Source organism: Halomonas sp. DP8Y7-1 (assembly GCF_019801685.1).
Classification (GTDB): Bacteria; Pseudomonadota; Gammaproteobacteria; order Pseudomonadales; family Halomonadaceae; genus Halomonas; species Halomonas litopenaei_A.
The window spans coordinates 332,630-357,010 of the sequence record NZ_JAHVIN010000006.1 but is presented as its reverse complement, the minus strand read 5'-3'; the positions used below and the strand labels follow the sequence as shown (position 1 = coordinate 357,010).

Annotated in this window: 21 protein-coding genes and 1 tRNA gene; 20 read left to right on the top strand and 2 right to left on the bottom strand. The window is 59.7% G+C overall.

Annotation, left to right across the window (positions count from 1 at the left end):
* Positions 1-9: 9 nt before the first annotated feature.
* From KUV41_RS10820 to KUV41_RS10785, 7 genes are all read left to right on the top strand, one after another.
* Entirely contained in the window at positions 10-7,782 is a 7,773-nt protein-coding gene (locus KUV41_RS10820; RefSeq protein ID WP_261396013.1) for a DUF637 domain-containing protein, read from the top strand.
* A 6-nt stretch (positions 7,783-7,788) separates the two neighbouring features.
* Positions 7,789-8,280, top strand: coding sequence for a hypothetical protein (locus tag KUV41_RS10815; RefSeq protein ID WP_222486047.1), 492 nt, complete (start codon positions 7,789-7,791; stop codon positions 8,278-8,280).
* Positions 8,281-8,517: 237 nt separating this feature from the next.
* Complete coding sequence (locus KUV41_RS10810) at positions 8,518-9,018, top strand: EndoU domain-containing protein (protein ID WP_222486045.1); 501 nt, start codon at positions 8,518-8,520, stop codon at positions 9,016-9,018.
* A gap of 65 nt (positions 9,019-9,083) precedes the next feature.
* Positions 9,084-9,296 (top strand): MafI family immunity protein, encoded by a 213-nt coding sequence (locus tag KUV41_RS19715; RefSeq protein WP_409995793.1) that lies wholly within the window; start codon positions 9,084-9,086, stop codon positions 9,294-9,296.
* Positions 9,297-9,374: 78 nt separating this feature from the next.
* Entirely contained in the window at positions 9,375-9,536 is a 162-nt protein-coding gene (locus KUV41_RS19710) for a hypothetical protein (protein WP_409995796.1), read from the top strand.
* Positions 9,537-11,016: 1,480 nt separating this feature from the next.
* Positions 11,017-11,379: a hypothetical protein gene (locus KUV41_RS10790; RefSeq protein WP_222486039.1), complete on the top strand. Its 363-nt coding sequence runs from the start codon at positions 11,017-11,019 to the stop codon at positions 11,377-11,379.
* 219 nt (positions 11,380-11,598) lie between these two features.
* Positions 11,599-11,868: a hypothetical protein gene (locus KUV41_RS10785; protein ID WP_222486037.1), complete on the top strand. Its 270-nt coding sequence runs from the start codon at positions 11,599-11,601 to the stop codon at positions 11,866-11,868.
* A gap of 296 nt (positions 11,869-12,164) precedes the next feature.
* On the opposite strand, the gene KUV41_RS10780 is transcribed toward KUV41_RS10785, so the two are convergent.
* Positions 12,165-12,241 (bottom strand) — tRNA-Pro (locus KUV41_RS10780).
* Positions 12,242-12,446: 205 nt separating this feature from the next.
* Here KUV41_RS10780 and KUV41_RS10775 point away from each other — a divergent pair.
* The 7 genes from KUV41_RS10775 to KUV41_RS10745 all read left to right on the top strand — a co-directional run bounded on the left by KUV41_RS10775 (position 12,447) and on the right by KUV41_RS10745 (position 18,404).
* On the top strand, positions 12,447-12,800 hold the full coding sequence (locus tag KUV41_RS10775) for a CidA/LrgA family protein (RefSeq protein WP_206938478.1): 354 nt from the start codon (positions 12,447-12,449) through the stop codon (positions 12,798-12,800).
* Positions 12,800-13,528, top strand: coding sequence for an LrgB family protein (locus KUV41_RS10770; RefSeq protein ID WP_206938480.1), 729 nt, complete (start codon positions 12,800-12,802; stop codon positions 13,526-13,528). Before KUV41_RS10775 ends, KUV41_RS10770 begins: the two co-directional genes overlap by 1 nt.
* Before the next feature lie 89 nt (positions 13,529-13,617).
* Entirely contained in the window at positions 13,618-13,791 is a 174-nt protein-coding gene (locus tag KUV41_RS10765) for a DUF2970 domain-containing protein (RefSeq protein WP_206938482.1), read from the top strand.
* A gap of 247 nt (positions 13,792-14,038) precedes the next feature.
* Positions 14,039-15,169, top strand: coding sequence for a cytochrome c oxidase subunit II (coxB, locus tag KUV41_RS10760; protein ID WP_222483220.1), 1,131 nt, complete (start codon positions 14,039-14,041; stop codon positions 15,167-15,169).
* A 96-nt stretch (positions 15,170-15,265) separates the two neighbouring features.
* A complete protein-coding gene (gene ctaD / locus KUV41_RS10755) occupies positions 15,266-16,894 on the top strand; it encodes a cytochrome c oxidase subunit I (RefSeq protein ID WP_206938486.1) in 1,629 nt (542 codons plus the stop codon).
* Between the two features lie 17 nt (positions 16,895-16,911).
* Positions 16,912-17,544 carry a cytochrome c oxidase assembly protein gene (locus tag KUV41_RS10750; RefSeq protein ID WP_222486035.1) on the top strand — a complete coding sequence of 211 codons (633 nt, stop codon included), beginning with the start codon at positions 16,912-16,914 and terminating at the stop codon, positions 17,542-17,544.
* Positions 17,541-18,404 (top strand): cytochrome c oxidase subunit 3, encoded by an 864-nt coding sequence (locus tag KUV41_RS10745; protein ID WP_222486033.1) that lies wholly within the window; start codon positions 17,541-17,543, stop codon positions 18,402-18,404. The genes KUV41_RS10750 and KUV41_RS10745 overlap by 4 nt, the downstream gene beginning before the upstream one ends.
* 201 nt (positions 18,405-18,605) lie before the next feature.
* On the opposite strand, the gene KUV41_RS10740 is transcribed toward KUV41_RS10745, so the two are convergent.
* Positions 18,606-18,797 carry a DUF2909 family protein gene (locus KUV41_RS10740; protein ID WP_206938492.1) on the bottom strand — a complete coding sequence of 64 codons (192 nt, stop codon included), beginning with the start codon at positions 18,795-18,797 and terminating at the stop codon, positions 18,606-18,608.
* Here KUV41_RS10740 and KUV41_RS10735 point away from each other — a divergent pair.
* The 6 genes from KUV41_RS10735 (at position 18,796) to KUV41_RS10710 (ending at position 24,280) form a co-directional block, all read left to right on the top strand.
* A complete protein-coding gene (locus tag KUV41_RS10735; protein WP_222486031.1) occupies positions 18,796-19,515 on the top strand; it encodes an SURF1 family protein in 720 nt (239 codons plus the stop codon). The two genes, KUV41_RS10740 and KUV41_RS10735, sit on opposite strands and share 2 nt — an antisense overlap.
* 23 nt (positions 19,516-19,538) lie before the next feature.
* Positions 19,539-20,309, top strand: a complete 771-nt coding sequence (locus KUV41_RS10730; protein ID WP_222486029.1) for a hypothetical protein — start codon at positions 19,539-19,541, stop codon at positions 20,307-20,309.
* Positions 20,302-21,456, top strand: a complete 1,155-nt coding sequence (locus tag KUV41_RS10725) for a COX15/CtaA family protein (protein ID WP_222486028.1) — start codon at positions 20,302-20,304, stop codon at positions 21,454-21,456. Before KUV41_RS10730 ends, KUV41_RS10725 begins: the two co-directional genes overlap by 8 nt.
* Positions 21,449-22,366, top strand: coding sequence for a heme o synthase (gene cyoE, locus KUV41_RS10720; protein WP_222486026.1), 918 nt, complete (start codon positions 21,449-21,451; stop codon positions 22,364-22,366). Before KUV41_RS10725 ends, cyoE begins: the two co-directional genes overlap by 8 nt.
* 320 nt (positions 22,367-22,686) lie before the next feature.
* The gene (locus KUV41_RS10715; protein ID WP_206938501.1) at positions 22,687-23,154 is read left to right on the top strand and encodes a DUF2489 domain-containing protein; all 468 of its coding nucleotides are present in this window, start codon (positions 22,687-22,689) and stop codon (positions 23,152-23,154) included.
* A gap of 319 nt (positions 23,155-23,473) precedes the next feature.
* A complete protein-coding gene (locus KUV41_RS10710) occupies positions 23,474-24,280 on the top strand; it encodes an OmpA family protein (protein ID WP_206938504.1) in 807 nt (268 codons plus the stop codon).
* Positions 24,281-24,381 lie beyond the last annotated feature (101 nt).

The following is a 24,381-nucleotide window of genomic DNA, read 5'->3' as shown; positions in this document are numbered from 1 at the left end:
CAGGGCTCGCTGACGTTGACCGCGGCGGAACTCGACAACCAGGGCGGCAAGGCCGTTGCCCGAGAGGCGCTGACGGCCAGCGTGAGCGGTGTCGTGGGCAACCAGGACGGAGGGCGGCTTAGTGCCCGCCAGCTTAGCCTCAGCGCCCAGGACCTCGACAATCGGGGAGGCGAGATCGACGCCGCCGGCTCCCTGAACGTGAGCCTGAGCAGAGACCTCGATAACGCGGACGGTCGCATCAGTGCCGCGCAACTCGCCATCGTCGCCCGGCATCTCGATAACCCAGAGGGCCAGGTGGTGGCCGACGGCGACCTGACGGCCACCCTGAGCGGTCACCTGGCCAACCGCGACGGCGGCACCTTGGGCGCCGAGCGGCTCGTGCTCACCACAGGGCAGTTCGATAACCGTGATGGCGCACTGCTGGCAGGCGATGTGCGGATCCACAGTCAGACCCTGGACAACGCCCGGGGCATGATCAGTGCCGACGATGCTCTGGCGCTGACGGTGACCCAGGCGCTGGCCAATCGTCAGGGCCAGATTCAGGTGGTCGAGGGAGGCCTCGAGGCGCGCCTGGGCAGCCTCGACAATCAGCAAGGCACTCTGGTCGCCAGGCGGCTCAGCGTGGCCTCGCAAGGCGCCGTCGACAATCGTCAGGGGCAGCTGGTCGGCGACGAGCTGCGCCTGGATGCAGGGAGCCTGGACAATCGTCAGGACGGTCGCCTGACCGCCTCCTATCTGACGCTGGCCATCGATGACGCCCTCGATAACCAGGGCGGGGTCCTCGACGCCGACCAGGGTGAGCTGCAGGTCGCGGCACGGCGTTTGGACAATCGTGGTGGCACCCTGAGTGCCGGCCAGCTTGAGCTGAACTTTGGCCTGGATCCGGATCAGGGCATCGACAACCGCGACGGCGGCCTGCTGCTGGCCGATGACCTGCGCCTGACGGCCGGGTCGCTGTCCAACACCCAGGGGCGGGTGTTGGGGCAGTCGCTGGTGCTGACCTTGGCGGCACTTTATAACGCCGGGGGGCTGATCAGCGCCACGCAGGCGCTGGGTCTGGCGCTGAACGGCGCGCTCGACAACCAGGGAGGACGGCTGCAGGTCACCGACGGACAGCTGCAGCTGAGCGACGCCACGCAGGTGGATAACCGCCAGGGCGTGCTGGTGGCCCAGCAGTTGTCCCTCGTCGATATCGGGCGGCTGGACAATCGACAGGGCCAGCTCGTTGCCGATGGGATCCGCGTGGCGGCCACCACCGTCGATAACACGCAGCAAGGGCTGATCAGCGCCGCTGAGACGCTGGACCTGACCGTTCAGGAGAATCTGGCCAACGCCTCCGGCACGCTGGAGGCCGCTCGGCTGAATGTCGCGGCCACCCGCGTCGACAACACCCAAGGCAGGCTGCTGGCGGACCGGATCGGGCTGAGGGCAACGAGCCTTGGCAACCAGGGCGGCGCCATTCTGGCCGAGAGCGACGGCGCGGTGATCACCCTCACCAGTCAGGACGCTCGGCTCGATAACGCCGACGGCGTGATCGACGTGGCCGATGGCACGCTCGCCATCGTCGCGGCCGAGGGGGCGATCCACAATCAGGCCGGGTCGATCAGCGCCGACCGGCTCACCCTTGAGGCCGCGAGCCTTGATAACCACGACGGTCAGCTGGCAGCGGTGCAGGGCAATGCCGCCATCAGGGCAGACCGGTTCGACAACCAGGCCGGCCTGCTGGCCGCCCAGGGCGGAGAGCTGACGCTGGACATCGCCACCGTCGACAATCGCGCAGGACGCCTGCAGGGCGACGGCGTCCGCCTGACCGGGGCGCGCCTCGATAACCGTCAGGGCACACTGACCGCGGTGGAGCGTGACCTGGAGGTGCAGCTCAGCGGAGCGCTGGATAACGGCGACGGACGAATGCTGGCCAATGGCGTGCTGGGGGTGGACAGCGCGGCCCTGACCAACCTGGGCGGTCAGCTGGCCGGTCGTGGCCTCAGCCTGACCACCGGCATGCTCGACAACCAGCAAGGTCTGGTCGAGTCCAGTGCCGCGCTGAGCGTTGACGTCGATGGCCTGGCCAATGGCGGCGGCACGTTAAGAAGCCTGTCTGGTCAGACGACGACCCTCAGCGCGCGTCAGCGCCTGGACAACCGTGGCGGCGTGATCGAGCTGGGGAGCCGCGACGCCCGTGTGAACGCTGCGGATATCGACAACCGCGATGGAACGCTACGCCATGATGGTGACGGGGTGGTGCAGCTGGTGGCCGAGCAGTTGGCCAACCTCAACGGCCGCCTTCAGGGAACCGGTGGCGTCAGCGCCGAGCTTGGCCGTGTCGAGGGGGTAGGGCAGTGGCAGGCCAATGGTCCGCTGGTCCTCACCAGTGACGCCGCGCTGAGCGTCGGTAGCAACGAGCGGCTGTCCAGCGCCATGGCCTTGAGCCTGCGGGCGGCGGGGCTGGTCAATGCCGGTCTGGTGGCGGCCAACGACCGCCTGACCCTGACGCTGGATGGCGCGCTGAACAATACCGGGCAGCTGTCGAGCCAGGGCTGTCTGGCGGTGACCGCCACCGGTCTGACCCAAGACGGCGGGCGCATCGCCAGTGCCGGCGACGCTTCCTTCCGCCTGAGCGGTGATGTGACCAACCTGGGACGCCTGACCAGCCAGGGCGACATGACCCTGAGCGCGGCCTCGCTCGATAACCAGGGCAGCCTGGGCAGCCTGGTCGACCTGCGCCTGGATAGCGCCAGCATCACCAATGCCCCCGATACCCTGCTGTTCGCCGGTGGCGACATGACGCTGCATACGCAGCAGCTGTTCAACCGCTATGGGGACATCTATAGCCGGGGCGACCTGACCCTGGCACGCAACAGCGCCTTGGCCAAGACGGACCGGCTGGAAAACCGCTCCGGGACCATCGAAGCCGAGGGGGATATGACCCTGCGCGCGGGGGACATTCTTAACACCAAGGACCGGATCGAGACGGAAGACGTGTTGCTTGACCGTGCTGTCGCGGGCACGGGGTATGTACGAAAGGTCTATCGTACTGAACACAATGGCCAAGGCGCCGGTGACGGCGGATACGAAGAAGTGGTGACCTTGGTGAGTACCACAGAGCTCTTCAGGGAGTACGAACTCACCGAGACTTTGCGGACCACCATTGTTGAGGACAGCCCAGCCGCCGGTATTCAAGCGGGTGGGGATCTGCGGATCACCGCAGACACCCTTGAAAATCTCGATAGCGTCATCGCTGCGAATGGTGATATTCGCATTGATGCAGCATCGTTGATCAATTCGGGACGCGGCAACGCGTTGGTGACGCGAACAAGTCAGTATGGTGACGCTGAAGCGGCTTCCTGTCTCGAAACCGGCTCCTTCTTGGACTGCTTCCGGGGCGGCACCATCGGAGGCGGGCGTTATAGCTATCGGTTCAGAGAAACTGACCTGACTGACAGCCTTGCTGGCTGGAATGCCTCCTCAGGATTCTCGGACAGCCAAGAGCTGTTACCACTACCTGCAGGCGCGCCAGATCTGTTAAGTCAGGCCGAAACCCGCACCATTCTCCCCGGTGGCGCTCCCGCCGTGATTTCCGCCGGTGGCCGTGTCTCCATCACCGCCACCGAGCAGCTCCACAACGGGGATATCAAGGAACATACCCTGGCCCAGTTGCAGGGCCGCCTTGGCGATACCGCGACCCAAGGGCCGGTGTCTTCTCTGTCCATGACCCTGGGCCGTGATGCCGACCAGGCCAGTGCCCAAGGGCTGAACGCGCCATCGCGAGTGGACCGCAGTGGTGCCAGCCGCGATGCGTCGCTGGCGGATATCGGCGCAACACCCAGCACCGCTGGCGGGGGGCTTGACGGTGCACTGGACACCAGCGCGGGAGCCGGATTTGACGCGGGAGGGGGCGTCTGGGTCTTCGACGACGCGCCCTTCCTGCGGGTCGATATCGCGCAGACGCCGTCCTTCCGGCTGCCGGAAGGTGACTATGGCCTGTTCGTGCGCGCCCCCGAGGCCCAGGGGCGCTATCTGGTCGAGACCAACCCGGAATTCACCAACCTCGAGCAGTGGCGCGGTTCCGACTACCTGCTCGACAAGCTCGGTTACACCGACGACGAGGCCTATCGGCTGCTCGGCGATGGTCGCTATGAATCCCGACTGATCCGCCAGGCGGTGCTGGCCACTACCGGCCAACGCTACCTCAGTGAAGGGCTGGGCGATGACTACGCCCAGTATCGCTACCTGATGGATAACGCCCTGGCCTCGAAGGACCGTTTGTCCCTGGCGTTGGGGGTGGGCTTGAGCCCCGAGCAGGTGGCGGCGCTGACCCACGACATCGTCTGGCTGGAGGAGCGTCAGATCGACGGCCAGACGGTGCTCGCGCCGGTGCTGTACCTGGCCAACCTGGACAGCCGAGATGTGCGCGGTGGTGGGGTGATCCAGGGTCGTGACATCGACCTGATCAGCGGCGGTGACTTGGTCAACGTCGGCACCCTTCGCGCCACCCACGACCTTAATGCCTACGCCGCAGGGTCCGTGCTGCAGGGCGGCCTGGTCGAGGCCGGTGACGCCCTGAACCTCACCGCCCGTGACGATATCCGCAACGCCATGGGGGGACAGGTTCGCGGCGATCGGGTCAGCCTGACCGCCCTTGAGGGCGACGTGGTCAACGACCGCCTAAGCGTGGCCGCTGGCACCTCACGGGACTATCGCAGTTATCTTGACCAGGGCGGCAGCATCAGCGCCCGTGATCAACTCGACATCCAGGCCGGGCGTGACGTGGTCAATCGTGGCAGCGTGACCAGCGGTGCTGACCTGTCCGTGACCGCCGGTCGTGACATCGTGGCCGGGGCCGTGGTGGACGTTAGCCACTGGCAGGATGCCCGCGGCCGCGATCGCCAAGACAACGCCACTACGCTCGGTTCAACCACCACCGCCGGGGGCGATCTTACCTGGCAGGCCGGACGGGATGTGGCGATCGACGCCAGTCAGGTCTTAAGTGGTGATGACCTGGTGCTGGCCGCCGGACGCGACATGGCCATTGTCTCCGGTGAGAACAGCGACGCCAGCCGCGACGTCAGTCGTCGCCAGATCACCACCACCGACAGCGTGACCCAGGTGGGCAGCACCCTTGAGTCGGGAGGCAGCGCGAGCCTTAGCGCCGGGGGCGATATCGGCCTGCTCGCCAGCCGCGTCGAGGCCGGCGAGGGGCTGGGCCTGGTCGCCGGCGGCGACATCACCCTGGCGTCTGCGGCCAACTCCAGCGAGAGCCACACCCGCAAGCCCAACAAGACCTACGACACCCGCACGGTGCGTCAGCAGGGCAGCGAGCTGGCGGCCGGCACCGACCTGACGGTGGCCGCCGGGGGCGATCTCACCCTGGTGGCAAGTACCGCCAGCGCCGGCGATGAGGCGTATCTGTATGCCGGTGGCGACGTGGCCCTGCTGGCCGCCAACGACGAGGATTACTCCCGCTACGAGAAGAACGAGAGCGGCGGCCTGTTCGGCGGTGACAAGCATCGTCTCGATGAAGTGCAGGACCTGCGTGCCCAGGGCAGCGAGATCGCCAGCGGCGGTGACCTGATCATCGCAAGCGACGGCGACCAGACCTATGAGGGCGCCCGACTCGATGCGGGCAACGACCTGGTGCTGGACAGCGGCGGCGAGATCACCTTCGCCCATGCCCGCGACCTGCATAGCGAGACCCACGAAAAAAGCTCGAGCAATGCCGTCTGGCAGTCGGCCAAGGGCGAAGGCGAGACCGTCGAGACCCTGCGCCAGAGTGAGCTGGTGGCCCAGGGGGAGCGGATCATCCGCGCCGCCCAGGGCGTCAACGTCGACATCGAGCAGGTCGATGAACAGAGCATCCACCAGACCATCACCGCCATGGTCGAGGCCGACCCGAGCCTAGCTTGGCTGGCTGAGATGGAAGCCCGTGGCGACGTCGACTGGCGCGAGGTCAAGGCCCTCCATGATCAGTGGGACTATGACCACTCGGGCATGAGCGCCGCCGCGCAACTGGTGGTGGCGATTGTGGTGGCCTACTACGTCGGCCCCATGGCCACCAAGCTGGTCGCGGGTGGTGCGTCAACTGGCGCCCTGGCGGCTGGTGGCTGGGCCAATGTAGCGGCTGCTACCTCGCTCACCAGTGTGGCCAGCAACGCCGCCGTCAGCACCATCAATCAACAGGGGGACCTAGGCGAGGCCTGGGGCGACGTCACCTCCAGTGACGCCCTGCGTGGCTACGCCGTGGCGGGCATGACCGCCGGGCTGACCAACGGCCTGTACAACGGCTGGACCGGCACCCAGACAGGACTGACAACTGGCCTGCCCAATAGCGGGACGGTCACAGGCGCCCCCCTTGGCACCTGGCAAGGGGCGGGCCAGTTCGGCGCCAACCAGCTGTTGCAGAACACCACCTCCGCGCTGCTGGACCGGGCGCTGGGCGGTGACGCTGCGCTGGGTGACGCATTTCAAGCGAGCTTGGCCAATACCTTCGCCGCCGCTGGCTTCAACGCCATCGGCAATACCTCCCTTGAAAACGGCAGCCTGAACAAGGCCGCCCTGCACGCCGTCATGGGCGGCCTGGCAGCCGAAGCCGCGGGCGGCGACTTCACCACCGGCGCACTGGCCGCTGGGGCCAACGAACTGCTGGTCGACAAGCTCGCTGGAGAGTACAGCGACATAAGCCAGGCCGAAAAAGGCCGGCTGCTGGTAATGAACTCCCAGATCATCGGCGTCATCGCCGCCGAGATTGCCAGCAACGACGACAGCGAACTGCAGGTCGGTGCCCAGGTGGCGGGGAGCGCGACGCAGTATAACCGGCTGCTGCATCCGCAGGAGCGGGAGGTTTTGGCAGACCGGTCTCGCGAGCTAGCAGCGGAGCGGGGTGAACCTAGTATTGGTGATCTGAGCTGGGACGATATGTTCGCGCTGGTCTCTGGCGCTCAGTTGGACGCTAGCCAAACCACCGCCTTCAGTGACTTGCTCGTCAGCTTGGACACATCCAGCAATGCAAACAACCCACAGTATGCGAGATTCCTGAGTGACCTTCAGGTCGCTCAGGCCGCCTACAATGAAATAAGGCAACAGTACGCTGGTCAGCCGCTCAGGTGGAGTGATGGAGAAGTTATCGTCGCTCACGGTGAGCCAGTGGTCATGTTCCAAGCCAGCGAGGCCCAGTACCAAGATGGCAGCCTGTTTGGAACGGTGGAGTCGAGTTACTGGGGAACTGGCCTCGACTCAGCGTATAGTCTGGGAGCAACTGTCCAGCACCAGGACGAGATGGCTTCGATTGGCAGCGCTGGCTCCGCCGATACCATCAGGGTGTATGATCAAGCCTACTGGAGTGCCATGGGGGGCGGCGCTGAAGTCGACACCACCGATGTTGATATTGTACTGACGCTATCGGGTGGTGGTGTTGCAGCCAAGGCTGCGGCGTCGGGTATAAGAGGGTGGCTGCAGTCGCGGGTCTTGGGGGGGGCGGGTGTTTCATTTAGACAGGCTAAAGTTGTTTTAGAATCTGCTCAGCGGCCATACAAGGGGAGTTCTGTTATAGGCCATGCTCTTTCTAAGCACGCGAACAGGCATCCAGAAATTTGGGGAGGGGTCACGGGCCCAATGAGTACTTGGAATGCTCAGGCCATGACGCATTTGAGAGAGGTGGTTAGGGGAAGTGGACGATTCCAAAGAGTTACGAATGATCGGGGAGTGACCTTCATAGAAAAACGGATTGATGATGGTCGGGGTATAAGATTGAACTTAGATGGTACATTTAAGGGATTTATCGATTGATAGAATATGAAAGACTCTTTTGAAGCTGTTGTAGAAGGCGTTGAAATACAAGATCTAGGTAAGCTTATGCAATACCTGGAGAGTAAATCACGTGAACCGTTCGAGGTTTCGCTATTTGATGGAGAAAAATGCGAATACTATAGTGGTTTCACTGATGAGATTGTTTCTAAAATGGAGAGGTGTGAGGAAGGCATTTATGTTACTACAGTGATTCAAGCGTTAGAGATCTCGGAAAATCTCACGTTGTCTATTGTTTTGATAAGATTTTTTTGTGTTAGTTGTAATAGTGTGACTCGCATTGACATGGATATGTCTTTTGAATGTGAGTGGGGTGAGTTAGACATATATATGACTGAAATTAAAGAGATGTTGCTGTCAATTTCGGCTTTCGTTAAAGTTGACGAATTCTTTGGTGGGATGGAGCCTGCTAGCGATATCAGAACGAGATATTTCACTGGGACCGAACTAGGTCCTTTAGCGTTAAATAGTAGAGAATAGGTTAGGTAGGATGCAGTTTCTGCGTATAACACGATCAATGGATCGATTGGGGACCTCATAGTACTGGTTCTTCGTCACTGGGTGTGGAATTCGGCCCCTGACTGCCGCCGACCAAGGAAGTGTGGGAGGGGTGAAAGCCCTCTACGGTAAGCCCACAGCGACCTTGACCGCCCAAAGCCTGCCGCAGTCTCTGGGCATATCGCTTAAGACGGCGGAGTCAGGTATGGCCTATTCACGATGAGAGGTGAGCTTGCCGCCATCAATGCCGTGAAGGGTATGGCGGGCGTAGGCAACCAGGTGGTGTTATCGGCAGGGGTAGGGGCAGGGTATGGTGGTGTGGCGGATGTGCCGGGGAGGGATGGCAATTTTGTACCCATAGAACCGCTGGTGGATCCGTCTACGAACGTTGCGAATTCGCAACGCACTCAACACATATTGTATGGAGATGGTCCAAATAGTGGTGGACCCCTATGGCCAGGTCAGGCGGGAAAAATACCATTTCCGCGTGAATGGGATGCGAATAGGGTGATAAGTACTGTATCTGATATTGCAACTGATCCAAATTTACTTTGGAAACCGCAGTCAGGAAATGGCGGACTTTACACGAGGGCTGGAAACCCTGCACGATTTATCGTAACTGATGTTGAAGGGAATTGGCCAATTATCGATGGTGTTCCAGTCAAAGTCGTAGTTGAGCCAGCGGGAGAGGGAATTATTACTGCATTCCCTGATTATTGATATGCCAAATACTATTGAAGATGTCGTCATTGTTGCTATAGAAAACTATCGAGGCCGCTTGCCTGATGAGTTTGTTGATGAATATATCCTTAGCTCGACATGGCGAGTGTGTAATTGCTTTCGAAAACCTATGTGATCAGCTATTCGATTTCGATGTTATTCCAAATGATCGGGAGTTGGCTTTTATCTGTAAAGTCGGGAGAGGTATGAGTATCGATCCTCGGCGATGGCAATTTTTAGCTTCTCCTGATTCACTAGATAATAGTTCTAACGAATAACTGTAGTGTCTCGTATGTTCAGTTGGCCAGAAAGAGATATCTGTTACTTAGGCCGAGCGACGTAGAGAAGTCGGCGATCTGATCATCGTTAGTGACGGCGACCAGACCTATGAAGGCGCCAGACTCGAGGCTGGCAATGACCTGGTGCTGGACAGCGGCGGCGAGATCATCTTCGCCCATGCCCGCGACCTGCATAGCGAGACGCATGAGAAGAGCTCGAGCAATGCCGTCTGGCATTAGGTGTGGGCAGGCCGGGGAGAACGACGAGGGGGCAGGGGGAAAATAGGGCCCTGACCAGTGCGGAGCTTCCCTAAGCTTGCAACTTCAGGCTCGGCATATTGACGGCGGTATCCACCCTCGTACAGGACAACCTGTCACCGGGAGAGTGATGCGGAGTCAGGAAGATGCTCAACAAGTCCTCACGGCTTATCGTTCTGGGAACGCGGCGATAATAGGCCAGACTCAGCAAGGTTTTCCAGTCGTTCGCTATAGTCGTGTTACAGGTTTAAATAACAACCCATGAGCAGGGTGCATTAACCAAGAAACTAATGTGTTTATTATCAAGGGAACGAGCAGTCCAAGCATCGTTCCAACGAATCCGAATTTTGGGAAATGATGAAACCGAGCTTAGATGACTGGGTCTGGGTGCAGGCTATGTTGAGTCAAGCTATGCTTGGCCTAGTGTCCACGAATGTGCGTCAATTAAGTTTGGCCTATGAGGATGGGTGGAAAATATTAGCAGTGCTTGAGAAACAGTGTGAACAGGATGTCGATGACATTCAGGACATAGCAGATGAAACGAGCATTTTGATCGAAGAAATCAAGGATCGAATATCCTTTGCAGCAAGCGCTTGTGTTACGACATCTTTTGTTTGTAGTGCGAATACTCTCGACAACGTGGCCTCCATTGATTGCCGGATAATATTTCGCAGAAAAGAGTCAGCATAAAGACACCGCTAACCACCGCCCCATTTTTAAGCTTAATCTATAAGGTTTGTAGTATGACCATGGCATATTGCATAACACAATAGGAGCGGAAATGTCCTGAAGGGCCGCCTGTCCCTCTCGCCGGGGAGGGTTAGAGCCACGAATAGGTGCCGGTCAGTACCGACCTGACGGCGGGTATCGTACCCTGTTGGGGCGTATCCTTATCTTCATAAAAATGACGGGTCGACATTTAGAAACAGAGAGGGTTTGCTACCTTCAAAACCGCCAGGATATTTCACTGAATATGTGCACACGACGCCAACAGTATGTCGAGCCACACTCTCATGCCCAATAAGACCTACGACACCAGCACGGTGTGTCAGCATGACAGTGAGCTGGCGACCGCTACGAGAGGAACGAGAGTCGCGGCCTGTTCGGCGGTGACAAGCATCGTCTCGATGAAGTGCAGGACCTGCGCGCCCAGGGCTGCCAGATCGCAAGCAACGGCTGACCTGACCTATGAGGCCGCCAAACTCAATGCTGGCAACGACCTGAGGGTCTTCGTCAGGCAGTATTCTTTTCTACCTTTCTGGCCCAACCCCGAGTGCAAAAGGTAGTACCGAGATCCAGGAAATGCCTTGCGGATCGACAGTGATACCTAGTGTGGAAAGTGGCTATTGGGTCTCCGTTTCAGAAGGTCAACCATTAAATCCCACAACAGGTAAGCCTGGTTCTCGTGGGTAGTATCATGTCCCACTACCTGAAAAACGCTATGCCTCCCGAGAGATGAACTATGAATTTTGTGGATGATGACGATGTGGCTGAATTTGAAAAATATGCGCTTGTTGGAATTACCGTTGGCGTGGGTTCTTTTGTTTTAACCTTCGAAAATGATAATTCTATAGTTATGTCGTGTCGATTCGAGGCAACTATAAATGGTTGTGGTTTTGGGGGGCATGGAGAAGAGCCAGAAACGAGCAGCCTCCTTTTTAGTCTTTTAAATAGTAATGTTGCCTCATCGTCGCTTCTTTCTGATGGGAGTATTGTTTCACTGTTTTCTGGTGGCGATAAACTTAAAATAATTCCTGAGCCCAATGGGCTTGAATCTTTTGTCATGTTAACGAAGCGTGGTATTTCTCCTATGATAACGGGGTAGTCGTTATATCTGCTCCCTATGTTGTCGATGACGGTCATATTAGTGCCCCAGGACAGTGGGGTGTTTATCTCGCACGACTTCATCATGGAGACTATATCTAAATGCGGTGAAGTAATTCACTCGGCTATATGATCTTCGTTTCCTGGCAGCGTCTGTACTATAAGTGCGACAGTCTAAGCCAAGAATAGACCACTCAAGGGTAGTACATCGAGGGCTTCAATGACCAGTACAGTTGCTTCAGAAGATGGAATTAAAATTTTGTTATCTCGACATGAGGCTATCGTTCTTTTCGAGTGGCTTTCGCGGAATTGGGAGAAGGATAATATGGGCTGTGATGAGCTTTTTAATGACCCGGATGAAAAGCAGCTACTCATCTGGCTTGAAAATGATCTCGCGCCCCTTTTGAGCGAAGTGTTTGATGAGAAGTACCACGAAGTGGTGCGCTTAGCTTATCGTGAAGTGGTGCCGGATAAAGAAGGGTGGGTGTAATCTTTAAAGGGCGGTGTGTTGTCCCAGCAGAACATTTGCTAGCTGTTGTGTGTTGAATGTTCAGTTAGACAGAAAGGGCTATCCGTTAGTGGGGCTAAGCCACGTAAAGGAATCGGTGACTTGGTCACAGCAGGAGTGTGCAAGGGACCGCAGCGAACCGCTGGCAAGGGTGGGGCATGACCCGGTGATGAGGTAGCGGGTGCCACCATTGCCTCCAGGCTGGATGAGGTCATGTCTTCAGACACAAAAAAAGCTCCGACGCGGAGGGCGCAAGAGCTTTTTTCATAAGTATTCAGTGGTCGGAGCGACAGGATTCGAACCTGCGACCTTTGCAACCCCATTGCAACGCGCTACCAAGCTGCGCCACGCTCCGACTTGGCCTTTGGGCTCTGTGACCGTCTGGCCTGTCCCCCGAAGACGAGGCGTATACTAGCGCGTTCATTTCGAAATGAAAACCCCTTTTTGCGCTTTTATTTCAATTGGTTGGAAATTGACCGCTGGTGATGGTCAGCGCTGCCCAGTTTGTCTGTGCTCTGACACACTATAGGGAGAGTAAACAAGGTGCGGAGGGGACGCGGATGCCGCTGATTCTGGGAATGAGCCTATTGCTGGGCTGTCAGTTTGCGGGTGAATTATTGGCTCGGCTGTTGGGGCTGCCGATTCCGGGGCCTGTTATCGGGATGGTCATACTGCTGGTGGGTCTGACGATCCGCGGCAAGGTACCTAAGAGTCTGCGGACCACGGGTGAGGGGCTGCTGCGTTACCTGACGCTGTTGTTCGTGCCTGCCGGGGTGGGCTTGATGGTGCATGGTCGACTGATTGCCAATGATGGCGTGGCCATCGCGGCAACTCTGGTGCTGTCGACCGCGCTGACATTGGCGGTAACGGCCTGGGTGATGTCGTCGCTGGCGACGCGCAGGGGAGGTCGCTAATGGAAGCCTCTGCTCTGGATGAACTGTGGGTCTATCTATCGGGGAATCCGCTGGTCTCGCTGCTGGTGACGCTACTGGCCTTTGCCCTGGCCGTGCGCATCAATCGTTGGCTGGGTGGGACGCCGCTGCTGCATGCGGTGACGCTTAGCATTGCGCTGATCATTACCTTTCTTCTGCTGACCGGGATTGACTACGCGACGTACTTTGAAGGCGCTCAGTTCATCCATTTTCTGCTGGGCCCGGCCACCGTCGCTCTGGCGATACCGCTTTACGATCACCGAGAGCGGGTGCGCCAACTGCTGGTGCCACTGTTGGCCGCCTGTGGCGCGGGTATCGTGACGGCGGTGGCCTCGACGCTGGGCTTGGCGCTGCTGTTTGGCGCGTCTCCGCAGACAGTGCTGTCGCTGGCACCTCGTTCGGTGACGTCGCCGATTGCCATGGGGGTGGCGGAGCAGATTGGTGGCATTCCATCGTTAGCGGCGGGCCTTGTGCTGATTACCGGCTCCATTGGATGTGCCCTGGGGCCTTTCATTTTTCGCATGCTGGGCGTTCGTGATCCAGTGGTGCAGGGCTTCACCATGGGACTGGCGGCGCATGGTTTTGGTACCGCCCAGGCTTTTGCCAAGCTCGGTGCCATGGCGGGGGCCTTCTCTGGGCTTGCCATGGGGCTCACAGGTTTGGTGACGGCCTTTCTGCTACCGGCGCTGGTAGCACTTTTCGGACTATGACCTTCGTCTAATGCGCAACGCAAACTGTCTCCGGCTGAACTATGGTCAAGCGAAGGACGAGGGATGACTTGACCTGACCGGAGGTCGCGATGTGGAAGACCATTACGTCTGTACTCGCCGCCTTCTTTGGCGTTCAGAAGGAATCCCGACGGCAGGAGGATTTCACCTCTGGCAAGGCGTCCAGTTTTATCGTGGTAGGCATCCTGGCAGGGGTGCTGTTTGTGGTGGTACTGGTAGTGATCGCCACCTTGGCGGCGGGGTAGTGACTCCACCGTCGAGGTGGCGATTTGCGTTGTGGCACCTGGTGTGGGGGAAGTGGGTGATGCGCTACCGGGAAGTGCCGGGTAAGGCAACAGCGCGGTGTTGCATGCCGGATGCATCAGGTCATGACGGATGCGTCAGGTGAAGATCCAGGGACTTCGCCGATCAGAACGTATCTACCACCGGGCACAGACGTAACACGACAGACGAATAACAACCGACGTATCACACAGGCTCCAGGAGGCATCGATGCGCATACGCCACGTATGGATGACTGCAGGAATGCTGGTTGCAGCGCTGATGACCGGAGTGAGCGGTCCTCTCCTCGCGGCTGACTGGAACATGCCGGTCGGTGTCACTGACGTGAGTCGTGAAGTGCACTCCTTGCACATGACGATTTTCTGGATCTGCGTAGTGATTGGCGTGGTGGTCTTCGGCGCCATGTTCTATTCGCTGTTTCGCTACCGCCATTCCCAGGGGGCCAAGGCCGCCACGTTTCATGAACACACCACGGTAGAGGTCATCTGGACCGCGCTGCCCTTGCTGATTCTGGTCGGCATGGCGGTGCCGGCCACGGCGACGCTGAAGAAGATGTATGACGCCTCTGACGCTGATCTCGATGTCATGGTCACGGGCCAGCAATGGCGCTGGCATTACAGCTATCTGGGTGAGGATGTCGACTTTACCTCCAATCTTGCGACCCCGCGTGAACAGATCACCGGTGACAGCGCCAAGGGGGACCATTACCTGTTGGAAGTCGATGAACCCTTGGTATTGCCGGTGGGCAAGAAGGTGCGACTGCTGCTGACGGCAGATGACGTCATCCACTCCTGGTGGGTACCGGAGCTGGCGGTTAAGCAGGATGCGGTGCCGGGATTCGTCAATGAGAACTGGGTAAGGATCAACGAGCCGGGCATCTATCGCGGCCAGTGCGCCGAGCTATGTGGCAAGGATCACGGTTTTATGCCCGTGGTGGTCGAGGCGGTGGAGCAGGAGCAGTTCGACACCTGGCTGGCACAGCGCAAGGAGGCCGCCGCCCAGGAGGCGCAGGGCGTCGACCGCGAGTGGAGCATGGATGAGCTGATGGCCAGGGGCGAGCAGGTGTATGGCTCGATCTGTGCGTCTTGCCATCAGGCTGATGGCAGCGGACTGCCGCCGGCTTTCCCCGCCCTGGCGGGTAACCAGGCGCTGCTGGATGATCCCGGCCGACATGTCGACACTGTCGTCAACGGTGTGTCGGGGTCGGCCATGCCGGCGTTTCGCACCACGCTGAATCCTGTCGAGATAGCCGCTGTCATCACCTATGAACGTAATGCCTGGGGCAATGACTCGGGCGAGGTCACCCAGCCCGCCGAGATCGCCGCAATGCTGGCCGAGTGACGCCCCGTGCGTCACCCAGCCTCGATACACAGATTGACGTGACACGCTGACACCTGGTCCGTGTCGGACGGACTGCCAACCGGGGAGAACTTCGCCATGGCGTCACTGCCTCCCAAGCATCGTCTGCAATCCTCCGCAGCGGATAGCGCTGCGACAGGCCAGCACGAGCATCATCGACCCCGCGGCCTGATGCGGTGGGTGCTGACGACCAACCATAAGGAGATCGGTACGCTGTACCTAATCTTCTCCTTGACCATGTTCTTGATCGGCGGTGTCTTCGCCCTGGTGGTGCGGGCCGAGCTGTTTCAGCCAGGACTTCAGCTGGTTCAGCCTGAATTCTTCAATCAGATGACCACCATGCACGGGCTCATCATGGTGTTTGGCGCGGTCATGCCTGCCTTCGTAGGTCTTGCCAACTGGATGGTGCCGCTCCAGATAGGGGCTCCGGACATGGCGCTCCCGCGGCTTAACAATTTCAGCTTCTGGCTGTTGCCGATTGCCTTTACGCTGATGCTGAGCACATTGTTCATGCCTGGCGGTGCGCCGAACTTCGGCTGGACATTCTATGCCCCGCTGTCCACGACCTACGCACCTCCGTCCACCACCTTCTTTATCTTATCGCTGCATATTGCTGGAATCAGTTCGATCCTCGGCGCCATCAACATCATTGCGACCATTCTCAACCTGCGTGCCCCTGGGATGCGCATGATGGACATGACCTTGTTCGTTTGGACGTGGCTGATCACCGCCTTCCTGTTGATCGCCGTGATGCCGGTCCTCGCGGGCGTTGTCACCATGATGCTTATGGACATTAATTTCGGCACCAGCTTCTTCAACGCGGGGGGCGGCGGCGATCCGGTGCTGTTCCAGCATCTTTTCTGGTTCTTCGGGCATCCCGAGGTATACATCATGATCTTGCCGGCGTTCGGCATCGTGTCGGTGATCATCCCGACCTTTGCGCGCAAGCGGTTGTTCGGGTACGCCTCAATGGTCTACGCCACGGCGTCTATTGCCATCCTGTCCTTTTTGGTTTGGGCGCACCATATGTTTGTCGTCGGGCTGCCATTGGTCGCAGAGCTGTTTTTCATGTACAGCACGATGCTTATCGCGGTACCCACCGGGGTGAAAGTGTTTAACTGGATCACGACACTGTTTCGCGGCTCCATCAGCTTTGAGCCGGCGATGCTGTTTGCCATTGCCTTTGTCGTACTGTTTACCATCGGAGGTTTTTCGGGCTTGATGCTGGCGATCTCACCAGCAGATTTTCAGTATCACGACACCTACTTTGTGGTGGCTCATTTCCACTATGTACTGGTGCCAGGGGCGGTGTTCTCAATCATGGCGGCGGTCTATTACTGGCTGCCGAAGTGGACCGGCCATTATCCGCACCTGCGGTTGTCTCAGTGGCATTTCTGGCTGTCGGTCATTGGCGTGAACCTGACGTTCTTCCCGATGCACTTTTCTGGTCTCGCTGGCATGCCACGGCGTATTCCCGACTATTCGCTGCAGTTCGCTGACTTCAACATGGTGTCGAGCATCGGTGCCTTCATGTTCGGCCTTTCGCAGCTGCTGTTCGTGGTGATCGTCATCATGTGTGTAAGAGGTGGCAAGACCGCGCCCGCCAAGGCGTGGGACGGGGCTGAGGACCTGGAGTGGACCGTGCCAAGCCCGGCTCCGCTGCATACCTTCGAGCACCCGCCCCAGTATCGACCGGTCGAACACTGACGTGCGGGAGATCGCCCATGGTGAATGTCGTCGAGGATCGCAGGCCGCAGGTACGACGCACCGTCATCAAGACCCTGGTGGTGCTGGCGGGTATGTGCGTCTTTGCCTTCGCGCTGGTGCCCCTCTACGACGTCTTCTGTCAGGTGACGGGGCTGAACGGCAAGACGGCGTCCAGCGCTCAGTCTCTGGTGCACCAGGAGGTGGATGCCGAACGTACCGTGACCATGCAGTTCGTGACACGTGGTGCGGCTGGCCTGCCATGGCGGCTAGAGGTGGAGGAGCGACAGATCCGGGTGCATCCAGGGCAGAGCGCAGAGGTGCACTTCACCTTTCGCAATCTTGGTGAGCGCTCGCTGGTGGCCCGAGCTGTGCCAAGTGTGACGCCGTCGCCGGCATCGCTACATCTCCGCAAGCTGGTGTGCTTCTGCTTCGAGAACCAGCGTCTGGCGGCGGGCGAAAGCTTTACGGCGCCGCTGGTGTTTCAGCTGACGAGGGACTTGCCGCCCGAGATCAAGACCGTGACGTTGGTGTACACCCTATATCCCCAGGAAAACGACACCGTAACAGCCGCGATGCCGGACGATGGCAAGCACATTGACGCTGTGGCCACGCGGCGCTGGGCGGACAGGTCCTCAGGAGGTGAAACATGAGTGGTGGCAGCTACTATGTTCCCGCAACCAGCAAGTGGCCAATTCTGGGCTCTCTGGCGATGGGCGTGATGATGGTCGGAGGCGGCACCTGGTTGGTACATGGAGCCGTGGGGTCGCCGCTGATGCTGGCAGGGTTGGTGGGGATTCTCGCCGTCATGGTGCTGTGGTTTCGCGATGTGATTCGAGAGTCGATGGCAGGCCTGTACGACGCGCAGATGGATCGCTCGTTCCGCTGGGGCATGGGCTGGTTCATCTTCTCTGAGGTCATGTTCTTTGCGGCCTTCTTTGGCGCACTTTTCTACGTGAGAACCTTGGCACTGCCCTGGCTGGATGGCGAAGGCGCCAAGGGCGTGACGGCACTGCTTTGGCCTGATTTCTCGGCCAGCTGGCCACTGCTCGATCCGCCGGATAGCCGCATTTCAGGACCCGCGGAGACTCTCAGACCGTGGCAGCTGCCGCTGGTCAACACGCTGTTGCTGGTGTCATCCAGCATCACTCTTACCGTGGCTCATGAAGCGCTGAAGATGGGGGAGCGACAGGCAACGCATAACTGGCTGTTCGGCACCGTACTGCTGGGGACCTGCTTCATCATTATTCAAGGAGTGGAGTACTACGAGGCCTATCATCACCTTGGGCTGACCCTTGAAGCCGGCATCTACGGTTCAACCTTCTTCATGCTGACAGGCTTTCACGGCCTGCACGTCATCATCGGCACCATCATCCTCGCCAGCATCCTGCTGCGCATACGCAAGGGACACTTCAGTGGCGCCAACCACTTCGGCTTCGAGGCCGCAGCCTGGTATTGGCACTTTGTCGACGTGGTATGGCTTGGGCTTTTCATCTTCGTCTACGTCTTCTGACGCTGACAGGCACCGGGTGATGGCAAGCCCGCGTCCCTCGCGTCAAGGCACAGGGGGGGGGCGAGACCAACAGGGCTGAAGCGGTCGAGAAGAAGTGGACTGAGACAGGGCTTGCTGGGATAGGGCTGACTGAAACAGGGCTGACTGAGACAGACATGCTCAAGACAGAAAACGACCCGGGCGGGTCAGGGACTGATCGGTTCAGCCAAGCGTGCCGCTGGCAAAACCATAGATCAACAAGCCCAGGAGCAGGGCAGCCAAGCCAACGCGGATCTTGAGTGAGATCAGCAGGCGGCGAGATTGACTGTCGTCCTTGAGCAAGAATCCGACGCCTGCGGCCAGGCTGGTCAGCATGGCAATGAAGACGATCAGGATCAGGGATTTGAGCAGCATGGCAAGCGTCCGTTCCGGTGACAGTGAGTGGCGGTGGTCGCCCCGATTGGTGGTGTGGTGCGTGCTCTGCGCAGCGCTGATCGTGCTAGGAGTGTGCCTGGGACTATGGCAGTGGGAGCGGGCTGCCGACAAGCGCCTCTATCTGGAACATCGCGATACGGCACTGACGGTGCACATGCCAGAGACAGTACCGCCAGACGGCGCAAGAGTGTCGTTACAAGGGCGGTTTATGGGTGCCGAAACCCTGTTTCTGGATAATCGCACCCTTGGTCAGCAACTGGGTGTGGCGGTGCTCACACCCTTTGTTGACCTGGAGGGACGGCGTTGGTTGGTGGAGCGCGGGTTTATGGAGACCGGCGTTTCAAGGATGGCACCGAGCGCTGATACGCCAGAGGGTACGGTCACGATCAGCGGCGAATGGCAGATCGACAGCCGCCGTGCGCCACGCTTTGGTGACAATCTCGAGGGCACTCGGTTGCAGCGAATCGAGCTGGCCAGCTGGCAGCAGCCTTTCACCTACCCCGGCTGGCTGCACCAGCGGCAAGGCGAGGGCCATCTGCTTGATTGGTGGGTGCCCAGCGTCATGCCCCCCGAGCGCCATCTTGCCTATGCGGTGCAGTGGTGGGCCTTGGCAGGGGTCGCGACGATCGCTTTGGTGGTGGGTGCCAGGCGGATGCGACAGGACCAGCTGATCAAGACAGACCTTGATGCACGGTAGCGACCGAAAAGACGGGAGGGCCCATGACGGCATTGGCATGGCAGCGCACGAAACTGATCGCTCTGATATCGATCTTCGTGGCACCGATGTTGGTAGCGTGGATCATGGCCGAATGGCGTATCGGCATCCCCGTTGAGCGAACGGCACACGGCTCGCTCGACAGTCAGGTGCCGGTGTTGTCGGAGTGGCCCATCGAAGCTCTGGAGACGGGGCAGGGGGTGACAGGGTCTGCTGATGAGGACAGCCAGGCCAGCGGCGAACACATGGCGAGTTCACGGGCGTGGCGGCTGGTGTTTGATTGCGGTAGTGGCTGCCAAGCAGATGCTGACCGTTGGTGGCGGTTGCACCGTGCATTGGGTAAGGAAGCGCATCGGCTGACCAGGCTTCGCATTGGCGGAACGCCGCCTGCGTTACCCGGCGAATCCCTCTGGCGTTGGTCGACGGTGCCAGAGTGGAGTGGCCAAGGCAGAGCCTGGTTGCTGGATCCCGTTGGGAATGTGGCAGTGGCCTATGCCGATGGCACAGAGACCAGGGCAGTGATGGATGACATCGAGCACCTGTTCAAACGCAATCCAGAGTGGCCAGCCGCGGCAAGGCATCAGCAGGCTACGCCTGGGGTTGCCGGCGCACTTGATGGGGCTCCTTCGATGTCCGGATCAATGTCTTTTCTCGGTGGTCGCGTTGATGCAGTCGCTATAGCTGGCGCTGAGGCCTGGGCGGAGACGCGGCCAATGGCCTTGTCTAGTGCACAGGCTTTTACGTCGCTGGTCAGCAGGGAGGTGGCCCATGAGTGATCGGCGGCTGTTCTGGTTGCGAGTGTTGAGCCTGGCGGGGGCCGCTTTCACGGCGGTGGTGATACTGGCAGGCGCATGGACGCGGCTGCTTGATGCGGGGCTTGGCTGCCCGGATTGGCCGGGCTGTTATGGCAACTTCATGGTGCCGGATGCTGACCAAGCGCTGCGACACAGTCCCGACAGTCCGCTTGATGCCACCAAGGCCTGGATGGAGATGATCCATCGCTATCTGGCCAGCGGGCTGGGATTGCTGGTGGTCAGCCTGCTGGTGATCGCCTGGCCTCACCGTCGACGGCCAGGCATGCCCTGGCGCCAGATGCTGTTGCTGTTTGCGGTGTTGATGGTGCAGGGCGCCTTTGGCGCTTATACCGTTACCCTCAAGCTGTGGCCTCAGGTCGTCACCTTGCATTTGCTGGGTGGACTGTCTGTGATGAGCCTTTTCGTCTGGCTGCATCTTCGCCTGAGACGCCTGGCTCGCGGCCAAGGTGTTGGCGCAGCGCGCCGGCCCGGTCGTGTGCTGACCATCGCGTTGTTGCTACTGGTGATGCAGCTGGCATTGGGTGGCTGGACGTCGAGCAATTACGCCGGACTGGCCTGCCAGGGGTTTCCTACCTGCAACACACAATGGTGGCCGGAGACCGATTGGGGGGAAGGTTTTCATCTCACCCAGGCAGTGGGGCCCACTTACCTGCATGGGGCTTTGCATGCTGAGGCGCGAACCACCATCCACCTTGCCCATCGCCTCGGGGCAGGGTTGCTGGGCATCGCCTTGATGGTCGTCGTGGTCTGTTACTGGCGGCGTCGCGAGATGCGGCCCTGGCTGGTGAGCCTTGCTGCCGCACTACTGCTACAAGTCGCTCTGGGCGTGGCCAATGTACTGTGGTGGCTACCCCTTGGCCTGGCGTTGCTGCATACAGCGGGGGCTGTTTTGCTGGTGTTCACGTTCACGCTGGTGGTCTGGAAACAGCGCTATAGCACGGCCGTGGTGGTCCGCCAACGTCGACCAACGTCGCTGGTGCTGGCTGTGGATGACCTGGACGCCGACCGGCGGCGAGTCGGCAGCGCAGGCTCTTTGATAACTTCACGCTCTGGGCAAGATGTCGGTAGTGAGCCCCAGCGCAAGAAGCGGGGGTGGCTACATGCGTGATGGCCAAGCGGTAGTTCCCGGCATGGCGCCTGTGTCCGTATGGCGTGACCTGTTGGTGCTGTGCAAGTGGCGTGTCGTGGCGGTGATGCTGGTCTGTGTCCTGGTGGGCATGCTGCTGGCGGTGCCCTTGCCGCCGCTCGATACGGTGGTGCTCGGTCTAATGGGGATTGGCCTGTCTGCGGCCGGAGCCGCAGCGATCAATCATGTGGTGGATCGCAAGCTTGATGCCAGAATGGGGCGCACCGCTCGCCGGCCGCTGGCCTCAGGTCGGCTATCAACGCCCCTGGCATTAGGGTGGGCGCTGTCGCTGTGCGTGGTGGGGGTAGGGGTGCTGGCCATCGCCGTCAATGACCTGACGGCCTGGTTGACCTTGGCCTCGCTGGTGGGCTACGCGCTGGTGTACACCGTCTTTCTCAAGCGCGCCACACCGCAGAATATCGTCATTGGTGGGGTGGCCGGGGCCGCGCCACCGCTGCTGGGCTGGACCTCGGTGACGGGCGCCATGGCGCCCGAGCCACTGCTGCTGGTGCTGATTATCTTTGCCTGGACACCTCCGCACTTCTGGGCCCTGGCGATCTATAAGCGAGACGAGTACGCCGAGGCCGGAATTCCCATGCTGCCGGTGACCCATGGCCTGGACTTTGCGCGTTTGCAGGTGTGGCTTTACGGCTGGCTCACGGTCGCGGCGACGCTGTTGCCATTTGTCATTGGCATGAGTGGATGGTGGTACCTGTGCTGCATCCTGCTGCTGAACATCCGGTTTATGCATTGGAACCTGCGGGTCTGGCGTGGTCGCGATGAACAGGTGCCGCTGCAGGCATTCTGGTTCTCGATACGCTATCTGTTGGGCGTGTTTCTGGCGTTGCTGAGCGACCACTACCTGTCTCTGGTGCTGACACTCTCGGCCTGATGCTCTCTTTCAGGTTCGCCCTTGCAGATGGGCTCTTAGCTATTCCCGGCATTTAGGCCCGGGTGTTAGGTCTCGGGCTTAGACGTCAATTTCATGCCTCGGTTTTGGCCTTCAATGTTAGGGCTTGGTGGTAGGTCTGGGGCATGGGTTCATCTGATCGTCACTGATAGCCGCTACGCTTCCCCGAAACGGAGCCGAGACCGACTGCCGCTGTGCAGGTCTGTTGGCGCGGATGGGGACGTCCGCCCTCGGCGAAAGCGGTTCCGCCCATTGTCAGGATGTGTAGAATGCGCCCTTTGACCATCGCAAAGGGGGCTTCTATGTCCACGACGCTTGCACTTGTCCTGCTGGGAATTGGCTGTGCCGTGATTGCAGGCATGGGCGGGTACGCCTGGTCACTGCGCAAGGAAGTGCGTCGCCGCGAGGCCTTCCGTCAAGACGAGGAACGTCGCGCGCGGGAAAACGGCCTGGAAAATCTCGGACTGGTTGCGTCGGCCCTGGTGCAGCGACAAGTCGATGTGACAGAGGGCTGCTGGCGCCTGAAAGTCCTGTTTGAACTGATCGACCCTGCGCTGCTTGAGCGGCGCGAGTTTCGCGTTGTTGCAGAGGTGTACGAGCAGACCCGGCATCTGCACACGCACCAGGCTCGTCAGGCACTTACACCGAAAGAACGGTTTGCCGAGGACAAGCAGAGGTTGGCCGTGGAAGAGGCAAATCGTGAGGATGTGCTGGCTGCGGCACAGGCTGCGCTGGATTTTCAGGCCCGTTACCCCGACAGTCTCAATTGAGCGATCTCGAACACTGTTCGATGAAGTGAATGACGGGCGTCTATCGGCTGTGCTAATTTGATTGTACAGAAGCGATACGTCATGATGTCGCCTGCAAGGGATTGGTCGTGCAGCGCATTTCTTGCACGATGGGCCGTCGGCGGAAGACGTTGAGATATCGAAGGCTATCAGACTGGCTAGTCGCGATATTTCATGCTTTTCTTGCCTATGAGGAAGTAGGGTACCTATCCTGTTTCTCGATCGGCACAACATTGGACCCGCTGAAGAACAGGGTTACCCGTATTCAGCATTGAGTGTCAGAAAGAAGAAGGAGTCTTAAATGAAAAAATCAACGACTGGCTTGCTGCTCGGTTCTGCTCTGGTTGTCGGCCTCTCTGGCTGCGCCAGCTCCGCTTCACAGTCTTCCTCCGGCATGAGCGACGCTAAGCCGTGGTACCAGCACCCGATGGTGTGTGGTATTGCTGGCGGCCTGATCGGCGGCGGCATCGGCTACGGCACCACCAGCGACGACGACGAAGAAACCGGCGCAGCTGTTGGCGCTACTGTCGGCACCGTGGCTGGCGCTCTGCTGTGTGCTGAGCCGAACAAAGAGCCGATGGACGCTCCGAAGGATTCCGACGGTGACGGCGTTTATGACGCCAACGACCAGTGCCCGGGTACTCCGGCCGGTGTCGCGGTTGACGCCGTGGGCTGCCCGCTGGATTCCGACAACGACGGCGTGCCGGACTTCCAGGACCAGTGCCCGGGTACTCCGGCTGGCGTCCAGGTCAACTCCCTGGGCTGCGAAAAGGACCTGGTCCTGCGTGACGTGAACTTCGAGTTCGACTCCGCCACCCTGACAGCTCAGGCTGAGCAGGTACTGGTCGGCATCGCTGAGCGTCTGCGTGCCAACCCGAACGTCGGCGTGCGCATCGAAGGCCACACTGACAGCGTCGGTTCCGACACCTACAACAAGCAGCTGTCTCAGGAGCGTGCCGCTTCTGTTGCTCGCTTCCTGGCCAGCCAGGGCGTGCAGCCGAACCGCATGCGTGCTATCGGCTACGGTGAAGAGCAGCCGATCGCTACCAACGACACTGATGCAGGTCGTGCGGAAAACCGTCGTGTCGAGCTGGGTGAATGGCAGTAAGTTTGCCCTGACCGAGTCTGTCTCGATCATCTGATCGAGCGCGACGACATCAGCGAGGCGCCTTCGGGCGCCTCGCTGCGTTTGGTCGCGCAAGATTGTTG